Source organism: Saliphagus sp. LR7, assembly GCF_003344565.1.
Lineage (GTDB): Archaea > Halobacteriota > Halobacteria > Halobacteriales > Natrialbaceae > Saliphagus > Saliphagus infecundisoli.
Window position 1 is genome coordinate 307,785 of record NZ_QPND01000002.1, and the last position, 18,425, is coordinate 326,209.

Genomic DNA, 18,425 nt, shown 5'->3' on the forward strand with positions numbered 1-18,425 from the left:
GTAGCGAACCAAACCCGTGAAGCCCTGGATCCGAACCGCCTGCCCGGCGGTTGCTATATCGTCTCGAGGAGAGTGCCGGCGACGGCGAGTACGGCCCCGAGAAGCGCCAAGCGGACCACTCGTGCGTCCGGAGCTGATTCGGACGAGTCGCCAGTGGAGATCCGGTCGTAGATCACGCCCAGAACGATCCCGAAACCGCCGATCGCCATCAGTAGCGAGGCGAGGGATGTTTCCCCGCCGAGAATCTCCGAGAGCCCGTTTAGTCCCAAGAGGCCCCCGACGACGGACAGGGACACGTGATAGATTAACGCCCTGTCCATGGATGGCTGTTTCCACTTCGACTATCAAACGTTTTCACCGTCCGACAGGTTACTGGAGGTCGGACGCCGGGAGAGTCAGTCGTCGGCACTCATCGCGGCCTCGATCGTCGGTCGGCTGACGGGCCGGTCGGTCTCCTCGCCGGCGATGTCGTATGGGTACTCGCCGGTGACACAGCCCATACAGAGGTCGGTCCGATCGGTCGCCAGGACGTCGGCGACGGCCTCGGTGGAGAGGTACGCGAGGCTGTCGGCGTCGATCTCCTCGCGGATCTCCTCGACCGTTTTGTCGGCGGCGATCAGCTCCTCGCGGGTCGCCATGTCGATCCCCATGTAGCAGGGGGCGACGATCGGGGGCGCGCCGATGCGCATGTGGACCTCCGCGGCGCCGCTGTCGCGAAGGAGGGAGACGAGCTGGTTCGAGGTCGTCCCGCGGACGATCGAGTCGTCGATGAGGGTGATCGATTTCCCCTCGACGGTGGACTTGATTGGGTTCAGTTTCAGGCGGACCGCGCGCTCGCGTTCGTCCTGGGTCGGCATGATGAACGTCCGGCCGACGTAGCGGTTTTTCATCAGCCCCTCGGCGAACTCGACGCCGTCGTCGTCCTCCGGGCGGTCGGCCCCGCCGGGAGTCGTCTCGCTTGCGGCGTCGGCGTAGCCCGACGCGAACGCCCGTCCCGAGTCGGGGACGGGCATCACGACGTCGCTCTCGACACCGCTTTCGGCCCACAGTTTGCGACCGAGGTTCCGCCGTACCTCGTAGACCAGGCTGTCGTCGATCACGGAGTCCGGGCGCGCGAAGTAGACGTGTTCGAAGAAGCAGTGGGCGGTGTCGTCGAGGTCGACGAGCTGGTAGGAGTCGAAGCCGGAACCGTCCTCGGCGAGGACGACGAGCTCGCCCGGGCGGACGTCACGGACCAGTTCCCCATCGAGGGTGTCGATCGCGGCGGACTCGGAGGCGAGGATGTAGCCGTCCTCCAGCTCGCCGATACAGAGCGGGCGATTCCCCTGGGGGTCCCGGACGCCCATGATCGTGTCGTCGTGGCTGATCGTGAGCGCGTACGAGCCGTGGATCCGGTCCATCGTCCGCTTGACCGCCCGGACGAGGTCGGCATCGAGCAGGTTCCGCGCGAGGTCGTGGGCGATGACCTCGGTGTCGCCGTCGCTGGTGAAGGCGTGGCCGATCCCCGCGAGTTCCTCGCGGACCTCCGCGGCGTTGACGAGGTTGCCGTTGTGGCTCAGGCCGAGCGAGCCGCTCTTGAACGACACCGAGAAGGGCTGGGCACAGCTCGAATCGACGCTGCCCGCGGTGGGGTAGCGGACGTGGCCGATCCCCGCCGACCCGTTCAAGTCCTTGAGGTCGCCCTCGGTGAAGGCGTCGCCGACCAGCCCCATCGAGACGTGGCTGTGTTGCTGGAAGCCATCGTGGGTGACGATCCCCGCGGACTCCTGGCCGCGGTGCTGGAGCGCGTAGAGTCCGTAATAGAGGGGGCGCGACGCCGGTCGGCCGTCGAGGGAGATGCCGACGACGCCGCACTTCTCGGTCATCCCGGTCCGCTGGGGGATCTCGCCCCGCGGGTTGCTCATGGGAGGGAGTCGAACCGAGCGACCAAAAAGCTCCTTGTTCGTGCCTCGATCGCCCGACCCGGGCGGGGAAGTATGCACGAACCTGGATACTTCCGCGAAGGCCGCCCCGGTGGGTGGCCGTCGGACGCTACTCCGAACGGGCGTCGGCGACGGCCTCGACGAACCGGGCGGCGTGTTCGCGGACGCCGTCCATATCGCCCCGATCGATCGCGTCGTAGTCGATCATCGCCGATCCCGCGCCGACCGCGGTCGCGCCCGCCGCGAAGAACTCGTCGACGTTGTCGGGACTGACGCCGCCGGTGGCGACGATCGGCAACTGGCCGAGCGGGCCCTGGATCGCGCTGATGTAGCCGGGACCGAGATCCGAGGCGGGAAACACCTTCAGCATGTCTGCGCCTGCCTCGGCCGCCTCGACGGCCTCGGTCGGCGTCGCGACCCCCGGAATCGCGATCTTGCCGTAGCGGTTGCAGGTGGTGACCATCCCGCGATCGAAGTGGGGTGCCAGAATGTAGTCCGCGCCGGCCTCGATGACGTTTACCGCCATCGCTTCGTCGAGGACCGTCCCCGCGCCGACAACGGCGTCCGTCTCGGCGAGCGCCCGGTCGACGTCGGCGATCAGTTCGCTGGCGCGCGTCGCGTCGGCGGTCACTTCCAGCGCCTCAACGCCGCCCTCGTGGAGGGCACGGGCGACGGGGACGACGTCGTCCTCGCCGATCCCGCGCATGACGGCGACGACGCCCGCGTCGACGATCCGCTCGTAGGTTTCGAGTTTGTCGGCCATACCGGCGGATCGAGGGGCACCACAATAAGCGCTGTCACGTCCCAACTGCGGGCCGTCGCCTCTCTCAGTCTCGACCCCTCGAACGGTTGCGGTCGATGCCGTCCGCGATCAGGGACCCGCGTGACTGATCGAACCGCGAGGCGTCCCCCCCCGGTCGAGTCGGTCGAGAAGCCGCCTCGCGGTCGGCCTGTCCCGGTCGGGGGTGTCCCGTGCGTCGACGTACCGGTCGAGTTCGTCCCGGAGCCGTCGACACTCCTGGCGGGTGAACCAGTGGGTGCCGGCCTCGAGCTTGTCGAAGATTCGGTAGACGTCCATCGAGGGTGGATCGGTCTCGGGCGAGCGGGCCTCGAGTTCCATGCGGTCGAGCATCAGGTGGTGGAGGAGCCACTGTTCCTCGTGGGACAGCGACAGGGTCACCCCTCGGCGTTCGGTGGATGCGGTCATGGGAGGGCGTCTTCGAGAAGGGTCCCGACGCGCGAAGGAGACGTGCTTACGATAGCCGGGGGTTCGAGAGGGGGTGCGGGCGGTGCGGATCGGGGCGGGGGCGACGGACAAGGCTTTAACCGCCCGGCGACCTACCGGGAGCAAATGGTACTCGACGATCTCGGAAGCTCGCTCCGGGGCACGTTGGACAAACTCCGCGGGCAGTCGCGGATCTCCGAGGAGGACGTCGAGGAGGTCGTAAAGGAGATCCAGCGATCGCTGCTGTCGGCCGACGTCGACGTCTCGCTCGTGATGGAGCTGTCGGACAACATCGAGGAACGGGCCCTAGAGGAGGAGCCCCCGGCGGGCACCCCCGCGCGGGACTTCGTTCTCCGGATCGTCTACGAGGAGCTGGTCGACCTCATCGGCGAGTCGACGGATCTCCCCTTAGAGGAGCAGACGATCCTGCTCGCGGGCCTCCAGGGCTCGGGGAAGACGACGTCGGCCGCGAAGATGGCCTGGTGGTTCTCGACGAAGGGGCTCCGGCCGGCGGTGATCCAGACCGACACCTTCCGGCCGGGCGCCTACGAACAGGGCAAACAGATGGCCGAGCGCGCCGAGGTCGACTTCTACGGCGATCCCGACGCCGACGACCCCGTCGCGGTCGCCCGCGAGGGACTGGAGGCGACGAGCGAGGCTGACGTCCACATCGTCGACACCGCGGGTCGCCACGCCCTGGAGGACGACCTCATCGCCGAGATCGAGGAGATCGAGGGCGTCGTCGAGCCCGACACCTCCCTGCTCGTGCTCGACGCCGCGATCGGACAGGGAGCGAAAGACCAGGCCGCTCAGTTCGACGAGTCGATCGGGATCGACGGCGTCGTCATCACGAAACTCGACGGGACCGCGAAAGGTGGCGGTGCGCTCGCGGCGGTCGATCAGACCGACTCCTCGATCGCCTTCCTCGGGACCGGCGAGGAGGTCGAGGACGTCGAGCGCTTCGAGCCCGAGGGCTTCATCTCTCGGTTGTTGGGGATGGGCGATCTGGGCCAGCTCGCCGAACGCGTCGAGCGCGCGATGGCCGAGACGGGCATCGAGGAGGAAGACGATTGGGACCCCGAGGACCTCCTCTCGGGGCAGTTCACGCTGAACGACATGCAAAAACAGATGGAGGCGATGAACAACATGGGACCGCTCGATCAGGTCCTCGATATGATCCCCGGGTTCGGCGGCGGGATCAAAGATCAGTTGCCCGACGACGCGATGGACGTGACCCAGGACCGGATGCGTTCGTTTTCGGTGATCATGGACTCGATGACCGACGCCGAAAAGGAGTATCCCAGGGCGATCGGCGCGAGCCAGATCGAGCGCATCGCGCGCGGGTCGGGCACCAGCGAGGAGGAGGTCCGCGAACTCCTCCAGCAGTTCAAGATGATGGAGAAGACGCTCAAGCAGTTCCAGGGGATGGGCTCGGACAAGGAGATGCAGCGGATGATGAAACAGATGCAGGGCGGCGGCGGTGGCGGGATGGGCGGATTGGGCGGCGGCGGTGGCGGCGGTCCCTTCGGCTGATCAGGCCTCGGGGTCGATCGGCCGGCCGCCCTCGGTGGGAGGTGCGACGTGATCGACGTACTCCTCGATACCTGGCTCGTGGACACGGACCCGGACCGTGATCTCGCCGAGTTCGTCGGGTTCGCCCACCGAGAAGTTGACTCGGCTCTGGAAGGCGGCCCCTTTCTTGAGCGCGAAGGTGAACGTATCCTCGCCCTCGCGGTTGCCGAAGAACTCGCCGCGGGCGGTATCGAGGATCTCCTGGCGGTGGAGCAGCTCCGAGAGGTGATCGAGGGAGTGGGCCTCGCCGCGGATCTCGCCGTGGCTCTCCTCGATATCGGCGTTGGGAAAGAGGTTCTCGACTGCGTCCACGACCCGGGCGGTGACCTCGGTGGGGAACACGGGGGCCGCGAGTTCGACATCGACGCGGTAGACGTCGGTCATGGTTCGTGAGTGGGGGAGTGGTTCCGGTCGATCCCGCCCTCGCGGATGACCGTTCGGATGCGTTCGTGGAAGGCCTCGAGGGAGTCGGTGTTCTCGATGGTGACCTCGGCGCGCTCCATCGCCTCGCCCATCCCGAAGCCGCGTTCGCGTTCGTCGCGCTCGGCGAGGGGTTCGCCGCCGTCGTCCTCGCTCGTGTCCCGTCCCCGGTCCTCGACGCGTTCCCGGCGGAGGTCGAAGGGGGCCTCGATGCTGACGAGGGTGAAGGCGTCGCCGAAGCGGTCCTCGAAGCGATCGACCTCGCGGTCCGAGCGGAGGCCGTCGACGAGGACGGCGTCGTGGTCCTCCAGGCGGTCCTCGATCATCGGGAGCGAGCGTTCGGCGATCGCGGCGGGGCCGTTCTCTTTTCGGAGGGCCTGGGCCACCTGGCCGTGGTCGCTTGCGGGATCGAGGCCGCGGTCGGCGGTCTCCTGGCGGACGACGTCGCCCATCGTCACGACCGGGATGCCGGCCTCCCGTGCGACCGTGGCCGCCTCTCCCTTCCCGCTGCCCGCGAGGCCCACGGTTCCGATGACGTGCATTGGGGAGCGATACTGCCGTGGTGAGCATAAGGGCTGTGTCTCGGGGGCGAAATCCCTACCGCTTATGCCGATCGGTCCTCCATGATGGGCCGAGGGCACGTAGCTCAGTCCGGATAGAGCGTCGGACTTCTATCCCCGTGACGTGTGTTGTGGGGGAAGACATCCGACGGTCGTGGGTTCGAATCCCATCGTGCCCGTACAGCGTGCCGCGAGCATCCGCGAGCGGCCGCTGTCGGACGAGATGGGTTCGAATCAGGGAGTGGCGCGAACGAAGTGAGCAGAACGACCGTGGTTCGAATCCCATCGTGCCCATAGGAATTTCTGGTCTAATGACAACAATGAATTATCCTTGATCCATATACTAAGTGAGGTCACTATAGCAGATGTTTGGCTTATCTATTGAGCAATGGACCCTTATTCTCATCACACTAACCTTGGTATTATCTTTGGTTGACTTCGCTATAACTCATTTTAGAAAGCCCAAGTCAGATGTTGTATTTAATAAGAAGGTTGCACCCCGGTCTAATACGAACTCAACCCGTGCGGGTGAAATCCAAATGGAACTTTATTTTTTTGGCTCAAAATCGGGGAGATGACACAGGTCATATTACTGGATCAGAATTGGATTGGCTGGAATTTTATAATAAATCACCTTCTGACTCTGGGAAGAATATACTCCACAGAGAAGAATTAGGGGATTTTGTTTATGATTCAGAGCCAATTGTTGTAACTAACAAGATAGTAGATACTGAGAAGGGTTACGAGAGGGGGCCGTTCACTCTCAAAAAGGAGAAACTATCGAATTACAGGTTGTACCGCGAATATTTGCCCTTTCTACTATTGCAGATGTTCGGGATGACTACGAAAAGGTCAGGGCGAAAATAAATTTCACTATTGTAGATGGAGAGCGAGAATACGAAGTTCAAACCTATAGTGAGGAACTTGAAGCAGAGGATCTAGAACCACCTTGAAACAATGCCCTCTCTATAGGCTCTGCAAACTACTCCTGCCAACTAGGATTTTCTCTTGGCGGATCGAAGATATCGAACCCCCGAACCGTCTCCTCGCCGCGGTTCTCGGCGGCGTGGGGCTCGTCGCCGGGGATCCCGTAGGAGTCGCCGGGACCACAGACGACCTCCTCGCCCTCCGAGAGGAAGACCAGTTCCCCCTCGTAGATCATCCCCGTCTGCTCGTTGGGGTGGCTGTGTTTGTCCACCCGCGCTCCGGGCTCGATCTCGAAATGCTGGACGGTCATCGAGTCCGTGCCGGCTAATAGTGCCAACTCGACGCCCTCTGCGACTTCTGTGGTTTCGGTGTCGTGGATCGAAACTCGTTCCATACTCTACTCATGGTAGTTCGACGTGAAAGTCGTTGTCGAGATTGGCGCCGTTGTCGAGGTCAACACCACCTCGAAAGCCCTCGGCTGTTTCGCGTCCCGCGGCTCGCTGCGCTCCTCGCGTTGCTGCGGTGCTTGCGTCGCCGGGGTTCCCCGAAACAGCCTCGCCCTTTTAGTCCACCAGGGCAGCGGTTGGCCGATCGGGAGAAACTCGAGCCAAACCGAGTCTCAGGTCCCAGGTGTCCCGATCCGGCGCTCGAGGAACCCGTCCAGCGTCTCGAACAGCCGCACCTTCTGGTCGATGTCCGAGGAGGCGTGCCCCTCCTCCCCGAGTTCGACGTACTCGACGTCGCCCTCCTCGCCGAACTCGTAGCCCAGCTCCTCGAGACGCTCGCGGAAGGCTCGAGCCTGTTCGACGGGGACGCGCCGGTCGGTGACGCCGTGGACCATCAGCAGGGGTGCGGCGAGGTTCTCGGCGTGGGTGATCGGGCTGCGCTCCTCGTAGAGGTCGGCGTGCTCATCGGGACTGCCGAGTTGTTTCTCCATCAGCTCGGTCCGGAAGTGGGGCATCGTGGTGTCGTACATCCGGTTCAGGTCCGTGACCCCGATCCAGGCGATGCCGGCGGCGTAGAGCGCGGGGTACTGGACCATCTGCCAGTAGGCCGAGTACCCTCCATACGAGCCCCCGAAGACGACCACGCGCTCGGCGTCGATCCAGTCCCGCTCTGCGAGGACGTGTTCGACCCCGCGGGCGACGTCGCCCTGTTCGGCCCCGCCCCAGTCCCCATAGAGTTCCTCGACGAACGACCGCCCGCGTCCGGTCGAGCCCCGATAGTTGACCTGGAGGACGCTGTAGCCCCGGGAGACGAGAAACTGGGTGTAGAGGCCGAACGCCCGCTGGTCGGCCGCCCGCGGGCCGCCGTGGGGGTTGACGACCAGCGGGGAGGGGCGTTCCCCCGAATCGTAGAGCAGGGCACCGATCTCGAGGTCGGTTCCCGGTTCCAGCTCGATCGCTTCGGCCTCGACCTCGGGAACGCCGTCGGACTCGAACTCGAAGTACTCGGCGTCGGCGAACATCCCCGGATCGAGGTCACCGTAGGTCGGCTCGATCAGCGTCTCGGTCCCGTCGGTGTGGAGATCGTAGGCGAGCAGCGCCGGGCGCTCGCTCGGCGTGGTGTAATCGAGGAGCACCCGACCCTCCGAGAGGGCGGCCTCGCCGCCCGCGAAGGAGGCGACGCCCTCGGGGAGGTCGAGTTCTCGCGAGCTCCCGCTCTCGACGTCGTAGACCACCGGCACGACCGCGGCCTCGCGAGTCCGGGTCGCGAGAAATCGCCCTCCATCGATGAACTGCACCGGGCTCTCCTCGGCCTCGCCCTCGCCGAACCAGGTCACCTCCCCCGCTTCGAGATCGTAGATCCCGGCTCGACCGAGATCCGCGGTGTTGTCCGCGACCAGCAGCCGGTCGCCCTCGGGACCCCAGTCGGCGGGGAAGGACTCGGCGCCGACCTCGCCGATCTCTACGTTTCGGGGGTCCGAGCCGTCGGCCTCGGCGACGTAGACGTCCATGTTCTCGTACTCGTCGCTCTCGTTGGTCGCGTAGGCGATCCGCTCGCCGTCGGGCGAGATCGTCCCGGCCGCAGCGGCCCGGTCGTAGTCGGTCAGCTTCTCCTGGTTTCGGCCGTCGGGATCCGACCGATAGAGGTTGAGTTGGCCCTCCGCGGTCGAGCCGAAGAGGAGGAACGCCTCGCTCACGTCGGCGAGGACGGTCTGGCCCTCGCGCTCGAGGATCGGTTCGACCTCGCCCTCGCGGGAGATCGCGTGGACGTCGTTCTGTTCGTCGCCCGCGTCGTCGATGTGGAAGTAGACCCGCTCACCCGCGGCGTCCCACCGGACGGGCCAGCGGGCGTTCCGGGGGACCTCGCCGTCGCTGACCTGGTGGGACTCCCCAGTAGCGACGTCGATCAGGTGGAGTTCGTTCCGGCCCGAGACGTCGTGGTAGACCGCGACCGTCTCCCCGTCGGGAGAGGCGGTCGGATGGTGGAAGGTCGGGAGCGAGGCGAGTTCGTCGAGGACGTCCTTCGGATCGCCGTCGGCGGCGTCGGTCATGTTTCAGTGGAGTGAAACCAGCCATATAGTTCCTCGAGAACCGGAGAGGGAGAAGGTTGAATTACGGTGACGCCGCAGGTTCCGACGATGTACGCCGTCGTCGGCTGTGGCGAGTGCTCGAACCTCTGGATCGTCGAGGGTCGCTCCGAGACCTCCGAGTGCCCCCGCTGTGGCACCCGGCGGGCCTTCGAGAAGCGAAAGCAGTTCGTCGAGACCGACGACGCCGACCACGCCCGCGAGGTCCGCGCCTCGATGCTCGCCGCCCGCCAGGGTCAGAGCGACGTGTTCGCCGACGTCGATTCGGTCTCGGAGCTCGAGGACCAGGTCGAAGACGGCGTGATCGACGACGAGGCCTACCTCGAGGGATCGGGACTCGATGCCGACGAGATCGCGGCCGCGGGCGACCGGGATCCTCGTTCTCCCTCGGGCTCGAGCCGGAAGGATGTCGTCGAACGTGCTCTCTCCGAACTCGACGAACCCACCGAAAGCGAGATCGTCGAGTACGCCGACGACCACGGCGTTCCCGCCGACTACGTCGAAACGGCCCTCGAAAAGCTGCGCCGTCGGGGCGAGGTGAGCGAGAGCGGCGGCCGGTACCGCCGGCTCTAACCGCCGTGGCCGACGAACACGGCGCGGTGGACGTCCAGGGGACGGCGATCGGCGTCGGCACCGTCGCCGCGCTCGTCCTCTTCGCGTACGGCCGGTACATCGGCGGCTCGGTCCTCGGGCTCGATCCCGCGGCGCTCGCCCTCGTCGCGTTCGCGCTTACGGCTGCGTCCCTCGCGGTCCTCCACGCCTCCTACGGCCGGCGGGATTTCGCCGGCGCGTACGCCCTCGCCGCCGCCGGTCTCTTCCTCGTGGCGCCCGCGGCGGCTCCCCTCTTTACGATCGCGGGCTACCTCCTGCTCGTCGCCGGCGGCGCCTACGTCGCGGTCGCGACCGTCCGCGCCCGCCGAGAACCGACCGAGGGCGATCGGGCGTAACCCTACCGACCCAGGTCCTCGTGGGCGCTCGCGAGGTGCCGGGAGGCGAGTGCCGCCAGCAGGGAGAGTTCGCCCGCGAGCGCGCCGACGGCGATCACTTCCGCGAGCGCGTCGGCGTTCGACCCCGCGGGGTCGCCGCCGCCGGCGAGCCCGAGCACGTCGAGGGCTTCGGCCTGGGTCGGCAGCTTCGTCCCGCCGCCGACGGTGCCGACCTCGAGAGAGGCGAGGCTGACGCTGGCGTAGAGGTCCGTCTCCCCTTCCTCGCCCTCTCGAGTCTCCATCGTCGTGATCGCGTTCGCGCCCTCGACGACCTGGGCGGCGTCCTGGCCGGTCGCGAGGAAGGCGGCGGCCACGGTGTTCGCCGCGTGGGCGTTGAATCCCAGACTCCCGGCTTTCGCGCTCCCCACGAGGTTCTTTCTGGTGTTGGCCTCGGCGATCGCCTTGGGGGTCGTTCCCAGGCGCTCCTCGATCAGCTCTCCGGGGAGGACGACGTCGGCGGTCACGGAGCGGCCCCGGCCCTCGACGGCGTTGATCGCGGCCGGTTTCTTGTCCGAACAGAGGTTCCCCGAGAGCGCGACCAGCGAGGCCGGCGTCTCGTTCTCGACGACCTCGCAGGCCTTCCTGGTCGCGATGGTGGCCATGTTCATCCCCATCGCGTCCTTGGTGTCGTAGGCGAAACGGAGGTAGATCGAGTCGCCGACGACGTAGGGTTCGATTCCCAGTAACTCCCCGTGGCTCGTCGTCGCCTCCGCGGCTTCCCTGACCGACTCGAGGTGTTCCTGCTCGCCGAGCCACTCGACGACCTCGGCGGCCTCGGCGACGCCCGAAACCCGGAAAACGGGCGCGCGGGTCATCCCCGATTTCGTCACGCGCGCGTCGGCGCCGCCCGCCGCTCGAATCGCCGACAGCCCGCGGTTGACCGAGGCGAGGAGCGCCCCTTCGGTGGTCGCAAGCGGGAGGTAGTACTCGCCCGAGGCTGCCCCGCCGTCTACCGCCAGGGGGCCGGCGACGCCCATCGGGATCTGGGCCCCGCCGATCAGGTTTTCGACGGCCGACTCCGTCGCCTCCCCCGCGTCGAAGGCGTACTCCCCCACGGTATCGAGGTCGGCGCCCGTCTCGCTCTCTACGAGCCGCCGGCGAGCCGTGGCGGCCGTCTCGCTATCTGCGTGCTCCTCGAGTTCGTGCAGGCGGAGGTCGCCCTCCCGGACCCGTTCCGCCAGGTCGTCGGGGTCGGTCATGGGGCGAGAATCGGACTCCCGCGGTGTAACTGTACCTATCCGGGCTCGTTTGGGGATGGGTCAGGCGGACTCGCAGATCGCGACGAAGTTCTCGAAGACTTCCTCGCCCTCCTCGGTGTGGGCGACCTCGGGGTGCCACTGGACGCCGTAGAGCGCCCTCTCGGGATCGCTCATCGCCTCGACGCCACAGACGTCGCTTCTGGCGGTTCGGGAAAAGCCCTCCGGCACCTCCCGGACCTCGTCGGCGTGGCTCGCCCAGACGCGGGTCTCGGGGGCAAGCGACCCGACGAGGGGGTCATCGGGATCGGTGATCTCGACGGTGACGTCGGCGTAGCCGCCGTAGTCCCCGCCCTCGACGCGGCCGCCGAGTTCGGCGGCGATCAGTTGCATCCCCAGACAGATCCCGAGGACGGGCCGGCCGTCGCGGAGGTAGTCGGCGCTGTGGCCGATGCGGTCCATGTCGGGCCCTCCCGAGAGGACGATCCCGTCGGCTTCGACCTCTTCGGGTGGCGTCTCGTTGTCGACGAGTTCGGTCTCGACGCCGAGGTCCCGGAGCGCCCGCCGTTCGAGATGGGTGAACTGCCCGTGGTTGTCGACCACGACGATCGTCGTCATTGCCGGCGATAGCGCCCGCGGCGACAAAAGGGGTCCGGACCACGCGGCCGCCCGTCGGAGAGGCGCCGGCGACCGCCGCCAGGCTTTTGCTCTCTCCCGGCGACCGATGTTCATGAACGATCCGCGAACGGCGGAGCTCTCACCCGCCTGGCTCGCCGCGGGCGCGACCGTCGGGGGCTATCTGCTGATCCTCCTCGCGCTCGCGGCGGCGCTGTTCGTCCTGCCGTGGGCGGCGTTCGGAGTGGTGTAGCCTTACCGATCGCGCTCCGAGCCGTCGTCCGGTCGGCTCTCGCGCGTCAACTCCTCGACGCGTTCGTCGACCTCCTCGGTTCGGGGACGGCGGTCGACCCGGTCGTTGATCTCCTCTAACCTGTCGATCACTTCGTCGACCTCCTGGCTCACGGTTTGTTCGACCTCCTCGGTGACTTCCTCGGTCACCGTCTCCTCGACTTCGTCGGCGACCTCCCGTGTCATCCAGTCGGGATCGAACCTGGCCATTTTCCAGACGACGTGGACGACGTAGGAGGCGAGCACGCCGAGGCCGAACGCGACCCCGACACGGGTACCGAGGACGGCGATGAGGGCGATCGAGGCGAAGATCAACAGTCCGTAGATGAGGTCGACGACGAAGTCGACCCGTGCCGGGTTCATCGGCCTCCCGCCGGCCGACCGGGCCGGTCACGGTTCGCTCGCTCGTGGGATGAACTGTGTCCGTACATTGGCTCTCTGAGCCGAGGCACTCGCCGTGGTTGGTTCTACCGGTCTGGCTCAGGCGAACGTCTTCGAGACCTCTTCGTCGTCGTTTTCGGCCTGGACTTTCTCCCAGGCCGCCCGGAAGTCCTCCATCCGGATCTCGGTGCGGTCGTCCCTGATCGCGAACATCCCGGCTTCCGTACAGATCGCCTTCACGTCGGCGCCGGAGGCCTCCTCAACCTCCGCGGCGAGAACGGCGAACTCGACGTCGTCGGCGACGTTCATGTCGCGGGTGTGGATCTCGAAGATGAGTTCCCGGCCCTCCTCGTCGGGTTTCGGGACCTCGATCAGGCGGTCGAACCGACCCGGCCGGAGGATCGCGCGATCGAGCATGTCGAAGCGGTTGGTCGCGGCGATGATCCGGATCTCGCCGCGGTCCTCGAAACCGTCCATCTCGGAGAGCAGTTGCATCATCGTCCGCTGGACCTCGGCGTCTCCGGACGTCTTCGACTCGGTGCGGGTCGCGGCGATGGCGTCGATCTCGTCGATGAAGATGACGGCGGGTTCGTGTTCGCGGGCGACCTCAAAGAGGTCCCGGACGAGCTTTGCCCCCTCGCCGATGAACTTGTGGACCAGCTCGGAGCCGGCCATCTTGATGAACGTCGCGTCGGTCTGGTTCGCGACCGCCTTCGCGAGCATCGTCTTGCCCGTGCCCGGCGGGCCATAGAGGAGCACGCCGCTGGGCGGGTCGATGCCGACGTCCCGGAACATGTCGGGTTTCTCGAGGGGCATCTCGACGGTCTCTCTGACCTCCTGCATCTGTTCTTCGAGGCCGCCGATGTCGTCGTAGCTGACGTCGGGGCTCTCAGTTACTTCCATTACGCGAGCGCGAACGTCCGTCTCGTCGGAGAGCGTCTTGACGATCGAGAGGGAGTTGTTGACGGCGACCCGGGCGTCGTGGTCGAGTTCCTCGCGAAGCTCGTCGGTGACCTCCGTCAGGGCCTCCTGGTTGTTGCCGTGTTGTTTGATGATGACGCCGTCGTCGGTCATCTCCTGGACGGTGGCGACGAACAGGGGCGACTGCTTGAGTTTCTTGTTCTCGTGGGTCAGCCGTTCGAGTTTCTGCTGGTACTTGTTGTTCTCGGCGTTTGCGTCCAGTAGCTTGTCGCGCATCTCCTCGTTTCGGGATTCGAGCCCGTCGAGGCGTTCCTCGAGGACCTGGATCTTCTCCTGTTGGGACGTTTCCTCCTCGTCGTAGGGGAGGTCGATCTCGTCCGCAGTGTCGCTCATTGCCCCTCCGTAAGTCGCTGTTTCATAAGAGGCTTCGGGTGGATCGGGCGTCCGATGGAATAACTAGAAGTTATTCGATAGAAGGGAAAATATTATCACTCTGTATCCTGTAGGGGGACTCGATGAGCGTCTCAGAGCCGGTCGGCACGGAAGGAGGGGGGAGCTGGGAGGACGTCCGGGAGCTGCCGCCGAGTGCGAAACTCGTGGCCAAAGTGTTGGAGTACAACGAGACGATGACTCAGGGGGAGATCGCCGAGGAAACCCTGCTTCCCGCACGAACCGTCCGCTACGCGTTGAGCCGTCTCGACGAGCAGAACGTCATCGACTCCCGGTTTTCGTTCTCGGACGCCCGGAAACGGCTCTACTCGCTTTCGATCGCGGACTGACTAGTTTCACCGGACTCTCCGAACCCCTATAGGGTTCGCCCGGCAAGGGAGAGGTAGATGACGCGGGTGATACACACCGGCGACACCCACATCGGCTATCGCCAGTACAACGCTCCCGAGCGCCGCCGGGACTTCCTGCGAGCGTTCCGTCGGGTCGCCGACGACGCGATGGATCTCGACGTCGACGCGGTCGTCCACGCTGGCGACCTCTTTCACGACCGACGGCCGGGGCTGGTCGACCTCCAGAGCACCCTTTCGGTCCTGCGAGACCTCGACGACGCGGGGATCCCCTTTCTCGCCGTCGTCGGCAACCACGAGGGCAAACGCGACGCCCAGTGGCTCGACCTCTTCGCCGATCTCGGGCTGGCGACCCGCCTCGGGCGCGAGCCCTATCGACTGGGCGAGGTCGCTCTCTACGGCCTCGACTTCGTTCCCCGCTCCCGGCGCGAGGACCTCGAGTACGAGTTCGCGGACCACGACGGCGACCACGCCGCGCTCGTCACCCACGGCCTGTTCTCCCCGTTCGCCCACGCCGACTGGGAGACCGAGACCCTCCTGGCGGAGGCGGACGTCGAGTTCGACGCCCTCCTGCTCGGGGACAACCACGAACCGGGAACCGCCAAAGTGGAGGACACGTGGGTCACCTACTGTGGCTCGACCGAGCGCGCGAGCGCGAGCGAGCGCGAGAGCCGGGGGTACAACGTCGTCGAGTTCGACGACGCCGTGGAGATCCGCCGACGCGGGATCGAGAGCCGCGAGTTCGTCTTCGTCGACGTCACCCTCCACGAGGGCGAGGGCGGCGATGTCGTCCGCGAGCGCGTCGGCGAGTACGACGTCGAGGACGCGGTCGTCGTCGTCACGGTAGAGGGCGAGGGCGAGCCGATCACCCCCGCGACGATCGAGACCGCCGCCAGCGAGCGCGGGGCCCTGGTCGCCCGGGTGACCGACCGCCGCGAGATCGACGAGGAGACCGAGGTCTCGGTGAACTTCGCCGACCCCGACGAGGCCGTCCGAAAACGGGTACGCGACCTCGGCCTGAGCGACGCCGCCCGCGACATCGATCGGGTGGTCAGGGACGACGATCTCGCGGACGCGAACGTCCGGGACGCCATCGAGCGCCGGGTCCGGGAGGGCCTTGAGGAGTCCGCGGCGTTTGAGCCCGCTTCCGGCGAGGGCGGCGACGGGACCGATGCCGAGAGCGACGAAGCCGCCAAAGCGCCCGAATCCGAAGCCTCCGACGACTCCGAAGCGGGGAAACCGACGGACGAGAGCGACGATCAGATCTCGATCGGTGAGTTCTCGTGAGGGTCGAACGCGTCCGCCTGCGGAACTTCAAGTGCTACGGCGACGCCGACCTCCGCCTGCGCCGGGGGGTGACGGTCGTCCACGGCATCAACGGCAGCGGGAAGTCGACGCTGCTCGAGGCGGTCTTCTTCGCGCTCTACGGCTCAAGCGCGCTCGACGACCGAACCCTCGACGACGTGATCTCCACCGGCGAGGAGGAGTGTACGGTCGAACTCGACTTCCACCACGACGGCGGGGACTACCGGATCGAGCGCGAGCTTCGCCTCCGGGGGGATCGCGCGACGACGACGACCTGCATCCTCGAGGGCGCGGGCGAGCCGATCGAGGGCGCCCGCGACGTCGAGCGCGCGGTCTCGGAACTCCTGCGGATGGACGCCGACGCGTTCGTCAACTGCGCGTACGTCCGCCAGGGCGAGGTCAACAAGCTGATCCACGCCTCGCCGGGCGAGCGCCAGGACATGATCGACGACCTCCTCCAGCTGGGTGCTCTAGAGGAGTACCGCGAACGTGCCAGCGACGCCCGGCTGGGCGTCAAGTCGGTGCTGGACGGCCAGCGGGAGGTCCTCGAGGATCTGCAGACGCAAGTCGAGCGCAAGGAAGACCAGGACCTCCACGAGAGACTGAACGCCCTCGAAAGCCGCCGCGGCGAGGTCGTCTCCGAGATCGAGCGCTACGAGAGCCAGCGCGAGGAGGCCAGAGAGGCCAGGGAGAGCGCGGCGGACGTTCTCGAGCGCCACGAGGAGACCCGCGAGGAGATCGAAGAGCTCGAGGAGGAGATCGAGAAGCTCCGGTCGAAGATCGCCGAGACCGAGCGCAAACGCGAGGAGGCGGGCGAGGCGCTCCGCGAGCTGAAGGGCGAGGACGAGGGGCTCGCCGACGAACGCGAGGGCCTGCTCGCGGAGGCCGACGTCTCTGAGATCGATCTCGCGGACGGCGATCGAGACGAGGAAACCATCGAGGACCGGGTCGAGGAGCTGGAGGCCAGAGACGAGGCGCTCCGGGACGACCTAGAGGAGGTCCGAGTGACGATCACCGAGCGGACCGGCGAGATCGAGCGCCTCCGCGAGGAGGCCACGGAGTACGACGAGGAGGCGGCGGCGGCCCGCGAGGCGGCCGACGACCTCGAATCGCGTATCGCCGAGGACGTCGAGGCGATCGAGGAACGCGAGGGGAGAGTCGAGGAGCTCGACGGCGAGATCGAGTCCGCCCGCGAGGCGTTCGCGGACGCGCCGATCGCGTTCGGGGAGAGCGAGTCCCGTCTCGAGGCCCTGGAGGACGACCGCGAGGGCCTCACGGCGGAGCTCACCGAACTGACCGCCGAGATCCGGTCGGTTGAGGACGCGATCGAGGAGGGCGAGCAGTTGCGCGAGGAGGGCAAGTGCCCAGAGTGCGGCCAGGACGTCGAGGACTCGCCCCACGTCGATGCCCTCGAGAGGAAACGCGAGCGGCTGGCGGAGCTCGAGGCCGAGCTGTCCGAACTGGAAGCGGACCGCGAGGAGATCGACGAGCGCATCGAGCGCGTCGAGGACCTGGTCGAGACCGAACGCCGGGTCGACCGACTGGAAGAACAGCGCGAGAGCGCCGCCCGGTTGCTCGCGGAAAAAGGCGAAACCCTCGCGGATCGCCGCGACCAGCGCGACCGGCTTCGCGAGGAGGCCGAGAAGTACGACGAGGAGGCGGCAGACGCCCGCGAGGAGGCAACCGACATAGAGAGCGAGGTCGCGGACGCCCGCTCGGAACTCGGGGGAATCAACGCCGAGCGCGGCGAGGTCAGGGACTCCCTCGAGACGCTCCGGCGCGTGGCCGAGATCGATAGCGAACGTGGCGAGCTCGAAGGCGAGATCGAACGGCTCCGGGAGCGCCGGGACGACTGGGCGACGATGAACGAGGAACGCCGCGAGGGGCTCTCGGAGAAACGCGAGCGAAAGCGCGACCTCGAAAGCGGGTTCGACGACGACCGGATCGAGCAGGCCCGCGAGCGGAAGGCCGAGGCGGAGGACTACCTCGAGCGGGTCGGCGAGAAACTATCGGATCTCGAGGACGATCGCGATGAACTCCAGGGGGCGATCGGGGGCATCGAGGAGAAGATCGAGGAACTCGAGCGCCTCCGGGAGCGCCTGGAGAGCGTCGAGGTCCGGTGTGAGCGCCTCGACTCGCTCTACGAGGAGGCCGAGACCCTCCAGGCGACCTACGGCGACCTCCGGGCGGAGCTTCGCCAGCGAAACGTCTCGACCCTGGAGCGACTGGTCAACGAGACGTTCGACCTGGTCTACAGAAACGACTCCTACGCGGCGATCGATCTCGACGGCGACTACCGGCTCACGATCTACCAGAAGGACGGCGAGCCCCTCGAACCCGAACAGCTCTCGGGCGGGGAACGGGCGCTGTTCAACCTCAGCCTGCGGTGTGCGATCTACCGACTGCTCGCCGAGGGCGTCGAGGGGTCGGCTCCGATGCCGCCGCTGATCTTAGACGAGCCCACCGTCTTTCTGGACTCGGGCCACGTCACCCAGCTCGTCTCGCTGATCGAGTCGATGCGCGAGATCGGCGTCGAGCAGATCGTCGTCGTCAGCCACGACGACGAACTCGTCGGGGCCGCCGACGACCTCGTCGCCGTCGAGAAGTCGGCGACCTCGAATCGCTCGCGGCTCGAGCGCAGCGCGCCCTCGGAGGCGCTGTTGACCTCAGATTGACTCGTACTATGAACTGGATCCTATGACTCCCGCGTGCCGAACTACGGCTATGCGAGATCGACTACGTTGTGCACAAGCTAACGACCAATATGGCAACTG

20 protein-coding genes and 1 tRNA gene are annotated in these 18,425 nt (G+C 66.6%); 9 read left to right on the forward strand and 12 right to left on the reverse strand.

Annotation, left to right across the window (positions count from 1 at the left end):
- Positions 1–53 precede the first annotated feature (53 nt).
- From DVH23_RS04175 to DVH23_RS04190, 4 genes are all read right to left on the reverse strand, one after another.
- Positions 54–296 (reverse strand): hypothetical protein, encoded by a 243-nt coding sequence (locus tag DVH23_RS04175; protein ID WP_157972320.1) that lies wholly within the window; start codon positions 294–296, stop codon positions 54–56.
- A 99-nt stretch (positions 297–395) separates the two neighbouring features.
- Complete coding sequence (purF, locus tag DVH23_RS04180) at positions 396–1,865, reverse strand: amidophosphoribosyltransferase (RefSeq protein ID WP_114576326.1); 1,470 nt, start codon at positions 1,863–1,865, stop codon at positions 396–398.
- 166 nt (positions 1,866–2,031) lie between these two features.
- On the reverse strand, positions 2,032–2,685 hold the full coding sequence (locus tag DVH23_RS04185; protein WP_114576177.1) for a bifunctional 4-hydroxy-2-oxoglutarate aldolase/2-dehydro-3-deoxy-phosphogluconate aldolase: 654 nt from the start codon (positions 2,683–2,685) through the stop codon (positions 2,032–2,034).
- A 108-nt stretch (positions 2,686–2,793) separates the two neighbouring features.
- Positions 2,794–3,129 carry a hypothetical protein gene (locus DVH23_RS04190; protein ID WP_114576178.1) on the reverse strand — a complete coding sequence of 112 codons (336 nt, stop codon included), beginning with the start codon at positions 3,127–3,129 and terminating at the stop codon, positions 2,794–2,796.
- A gap of 144 nt (positions 3,130–3,273) precedes the next feature.
- Here DVH23_RS04190 and DVH23_RS04195 point away from each other — a divergent pair, with 144 nt between their 5' ends.
- A complete protein-coding gene (locus tag DVH23_RS04195; protein ID WP_114576179.1) occupies positions 3,274–4,680 on the forward strand; it encodes a signal recognition particle protein Srp54 in 1,407 nt (468 codons plus the stop codon).
- Here the strand turns inward: DVH23_RS04195 and DVH23_RS04200 are convergent, their stop codons facing one another.
- Together DVH23_RS04200 and DVH23_RS04205 are read right to left on the reverse strand one after the other, a co-directional pair.
- The gene (locus DVH23_RS04200) at positions 4,681–5,103 is read right to left on the reverse strand and encodes an RNA-binding domain-containing protein (RefSeq protein WP_114576180.1); all 423 of its coding nucleotides are present in this window, start codon (positions 5,101–5,103) and stop codon (positions 4,681–4,683) included.
- Positions 5,100–5,681, reverse strand: coding sequence for an AAA family ATPase (locus DVH23_RS04205; RefSeq protein ID WP_114576181.1), 582 nt, complete (start codon positions 5,679–5,681; stop codon positions 5,100–5,102). Before DVH23_RS04205 ends, DVH23_RS04200 begins: the two co-directional genes overlap by 4 nt.
- A 93-nt stretch (positions 5,682–5,774) precedes the next feature.
- Here DVH23_RS04205 and DVH23_RS04210 point away from each other — a divergent pair.
- Together DVH23_RS04210 and DVH23_RS23470 are read left to right on the forward strand one after the other, a co-directional pair.
- Positions 5,775–5,896: transfer RNA gene (locus DVH23_RS04210), tRNA-Arg, on the forward strand.
- Between the two features lie 325 nt (positions 5,897–6,221).
- Positions 6,222–6,566 carry a hypothetical protein gene (locus DVH23_RS23470; RefSeq protein WP_157972321.1) on the forward strand — a complete coding sequence of 115 codons (345 nt, stop codon included), beginning with the start codon at positions 6,222–6,224 and terminating at the stop codon, positions 6,564–6,566.
- A 115-nt stretch (positions 6,567–6,681) separates the two neighbouring features.
- Here DVH23_RS23470 and DVH23_RS04215 read toward each other — a convergent pair whose 3' ends face one another.
- The gene (locus DVH23_RS04215; protein WP_114576182.1) at positions 6,682–7,020 is read right to left on the reverse strand and encodes a cupin domain-containing protein; all 339 of its coding nucleotides are present in this window, start codon (positions 7,018–7,020) and stop codon (positions 6,682–6,684) included.
- Positions 7,021–7,245: 225 nt separating this feature from the next.
- Positions 7,246–9,123 carry a prolyl oligopeptidase family serine peptidase gene (locus tag DVH23_RS04220; RefSeq protein ID WP_114576183.1) on the reverse strand — a complete coding sequence of 626 codons (1,878 nt, stop codon included), beginning with the start codon at positions 9,121–9,123 and terminating at the stop codon, positions 7,246–7,248.
- A gap of 87 nt (positions 9,124–9,210) precedes the next feature.
- Here DVH23_RS04220 and DVH23_RS04225 point away from each other — a divergent pair, with 87 nt between their 5' ends.
- Both DVH23_RS04225 and DVH23_RS04230 read left to right on the forward strand, forming a co-directional pair.
- Positions 9,211–9,732: a DUF5817 domain-containing protein gene (locus DVH23_RS04225; protein WP_114576184.1), complete on the forward strand. Its 522-nt coding sequence runs from the start codon at positions 9,211–9,213 to the stop codon at positions 9,730–9,732.
- A 5-nt stretch (positions 9,733–9,737) separates the two neighbouring features.
- Positions 9,738–10,106 carry a hypothetical protein gene (locus DVH23_RS04230; RefSeq protein ID WP_224828357.1) on the forward strand — a complete coding sequence of 123 codons (369 nt, stop codon included), beginning with the start codon at positions 9,738–9,740 and terminating at the stop codon, positions 10,104–10,106.
- Between the two features lie 2 nt (positions 10,107–10,108).
- Here the strand turns inward: DVH23_RS04230 and hmgA are convergent, their stop codons facing one another.
- Both hmgA and DVH23_RS04240 read right to left on the reverse strand, forming a co-directional pair.
- Complete coding sequence (hmgA, locus tag DVH23_RS04235) at positions 10,109–11,344, reverse strand: hydroxymethylglutaryl-CoA reductase (NADPH) (protein ID WP_114576185.1); 1,236 nt, start codon at positions 11,342–11,344, stop codon at positions 10,109–10,111.
- A gap of 60 nt (positions 11,345–11,404) precedes the next feature.
- The gene (locus DVH23_RS04240) at positions 11,405–11,959 is read right to left on the reverse strand and encodes a GMP synthase subunit A (RefSeq protein ID WP_114576186.1); all 555 of its coding nucleotides are present in this window, start codon (positions 11,957–11,959) and stop codon (positions 11,405–11,407) included.
- 112 nt (positions 11,960–12,071) lie between these two features.
- On the opposite strand from DVH23_RS04240, the gene DVH23_RS24105 reads away from it, so the two are divergent.
- Positions 12,072–12,209, forward strand: coding sequence for a hypothetical protein (locus tag DVH23_RS24105; protein WP_198667831.1), 138 nt, complete (start codon positions 12,072–12,074; stop codon positions 12,207–12,209).
- 2 nt (positions 12,210–12,211) lie between these two features.
- On the opposite strand, the gene DVH23_RS04245 is transcribed toward DVH23_RS24105, so the two are convergent.
- A complete protein-coding gene (locus DVH23_RS04245) occupies positions 12,212–12,610 on the reverse strand; it encodes a hypothetical protein (RefSeq protein ID WP_114576187.1) in 399 nt (132 codons plus the stop codon).
- A 117-nt stretch (positions 12,611–12,727) separates the two neighbouring features.
- Positions 12,728–13,942: a proteasome-activating nucleotidase gene (locus DVH23_RS04250; protein WP_114576188.1), complete on the reverse strand. Its 1,215-nt coding sequence runs from the start codon at positions 13,940–13,942 to the stop codon at positions 12,728–12,730.
- A 122-nt stretch (positions 13,943–14,064) separates the two neighbouring features.
- On the opposite strand from DVH23_RS04250, the gene DVH23_RS04255 reads away from it, so the two are divergent.
- From DVH23_RS04255 to rad50, 3 genes are read left to right on the forward strand one after another with little or no spacing between them, the layout of a single operon-like run.
- A complete protein-coding gene (locus tag DVH23_RS04255) occupies positions 14,065–14,328 on the forward strand; it encodes a helix-turn-helix domain-containing protein (RefSeq protein WP_114576189.1) in 264 nt (87 codons plus the stop codon).
- 57 nt (positions 14,329–14,385) lie between these two features.
- A complete protein-coding gene (gene mre11, locus DVH23_RS04260; protein ID WP_114576190.1) occupies positions 14,386–15,633 on the forward strand; it encodes a DNA double-strand break repair protein Mre11 in 1,248 nt (415 codons plus the stop codon).
- Entirely contained in the window at positions 15,630–18,326 is a 2,697-nt protein-coding gene (rad50, locus tag DVH23_RS04265; RefSeq protein WP_114576191.1) for a DNA double-strand break repair ATPase Rad50, read from the forward strand. Before mre11 ends, rad50 begins: the two co-directional genes overlap by 4 nt.
- Positions 18,327–18,425 lie beyond the last annotated feature (99 nt).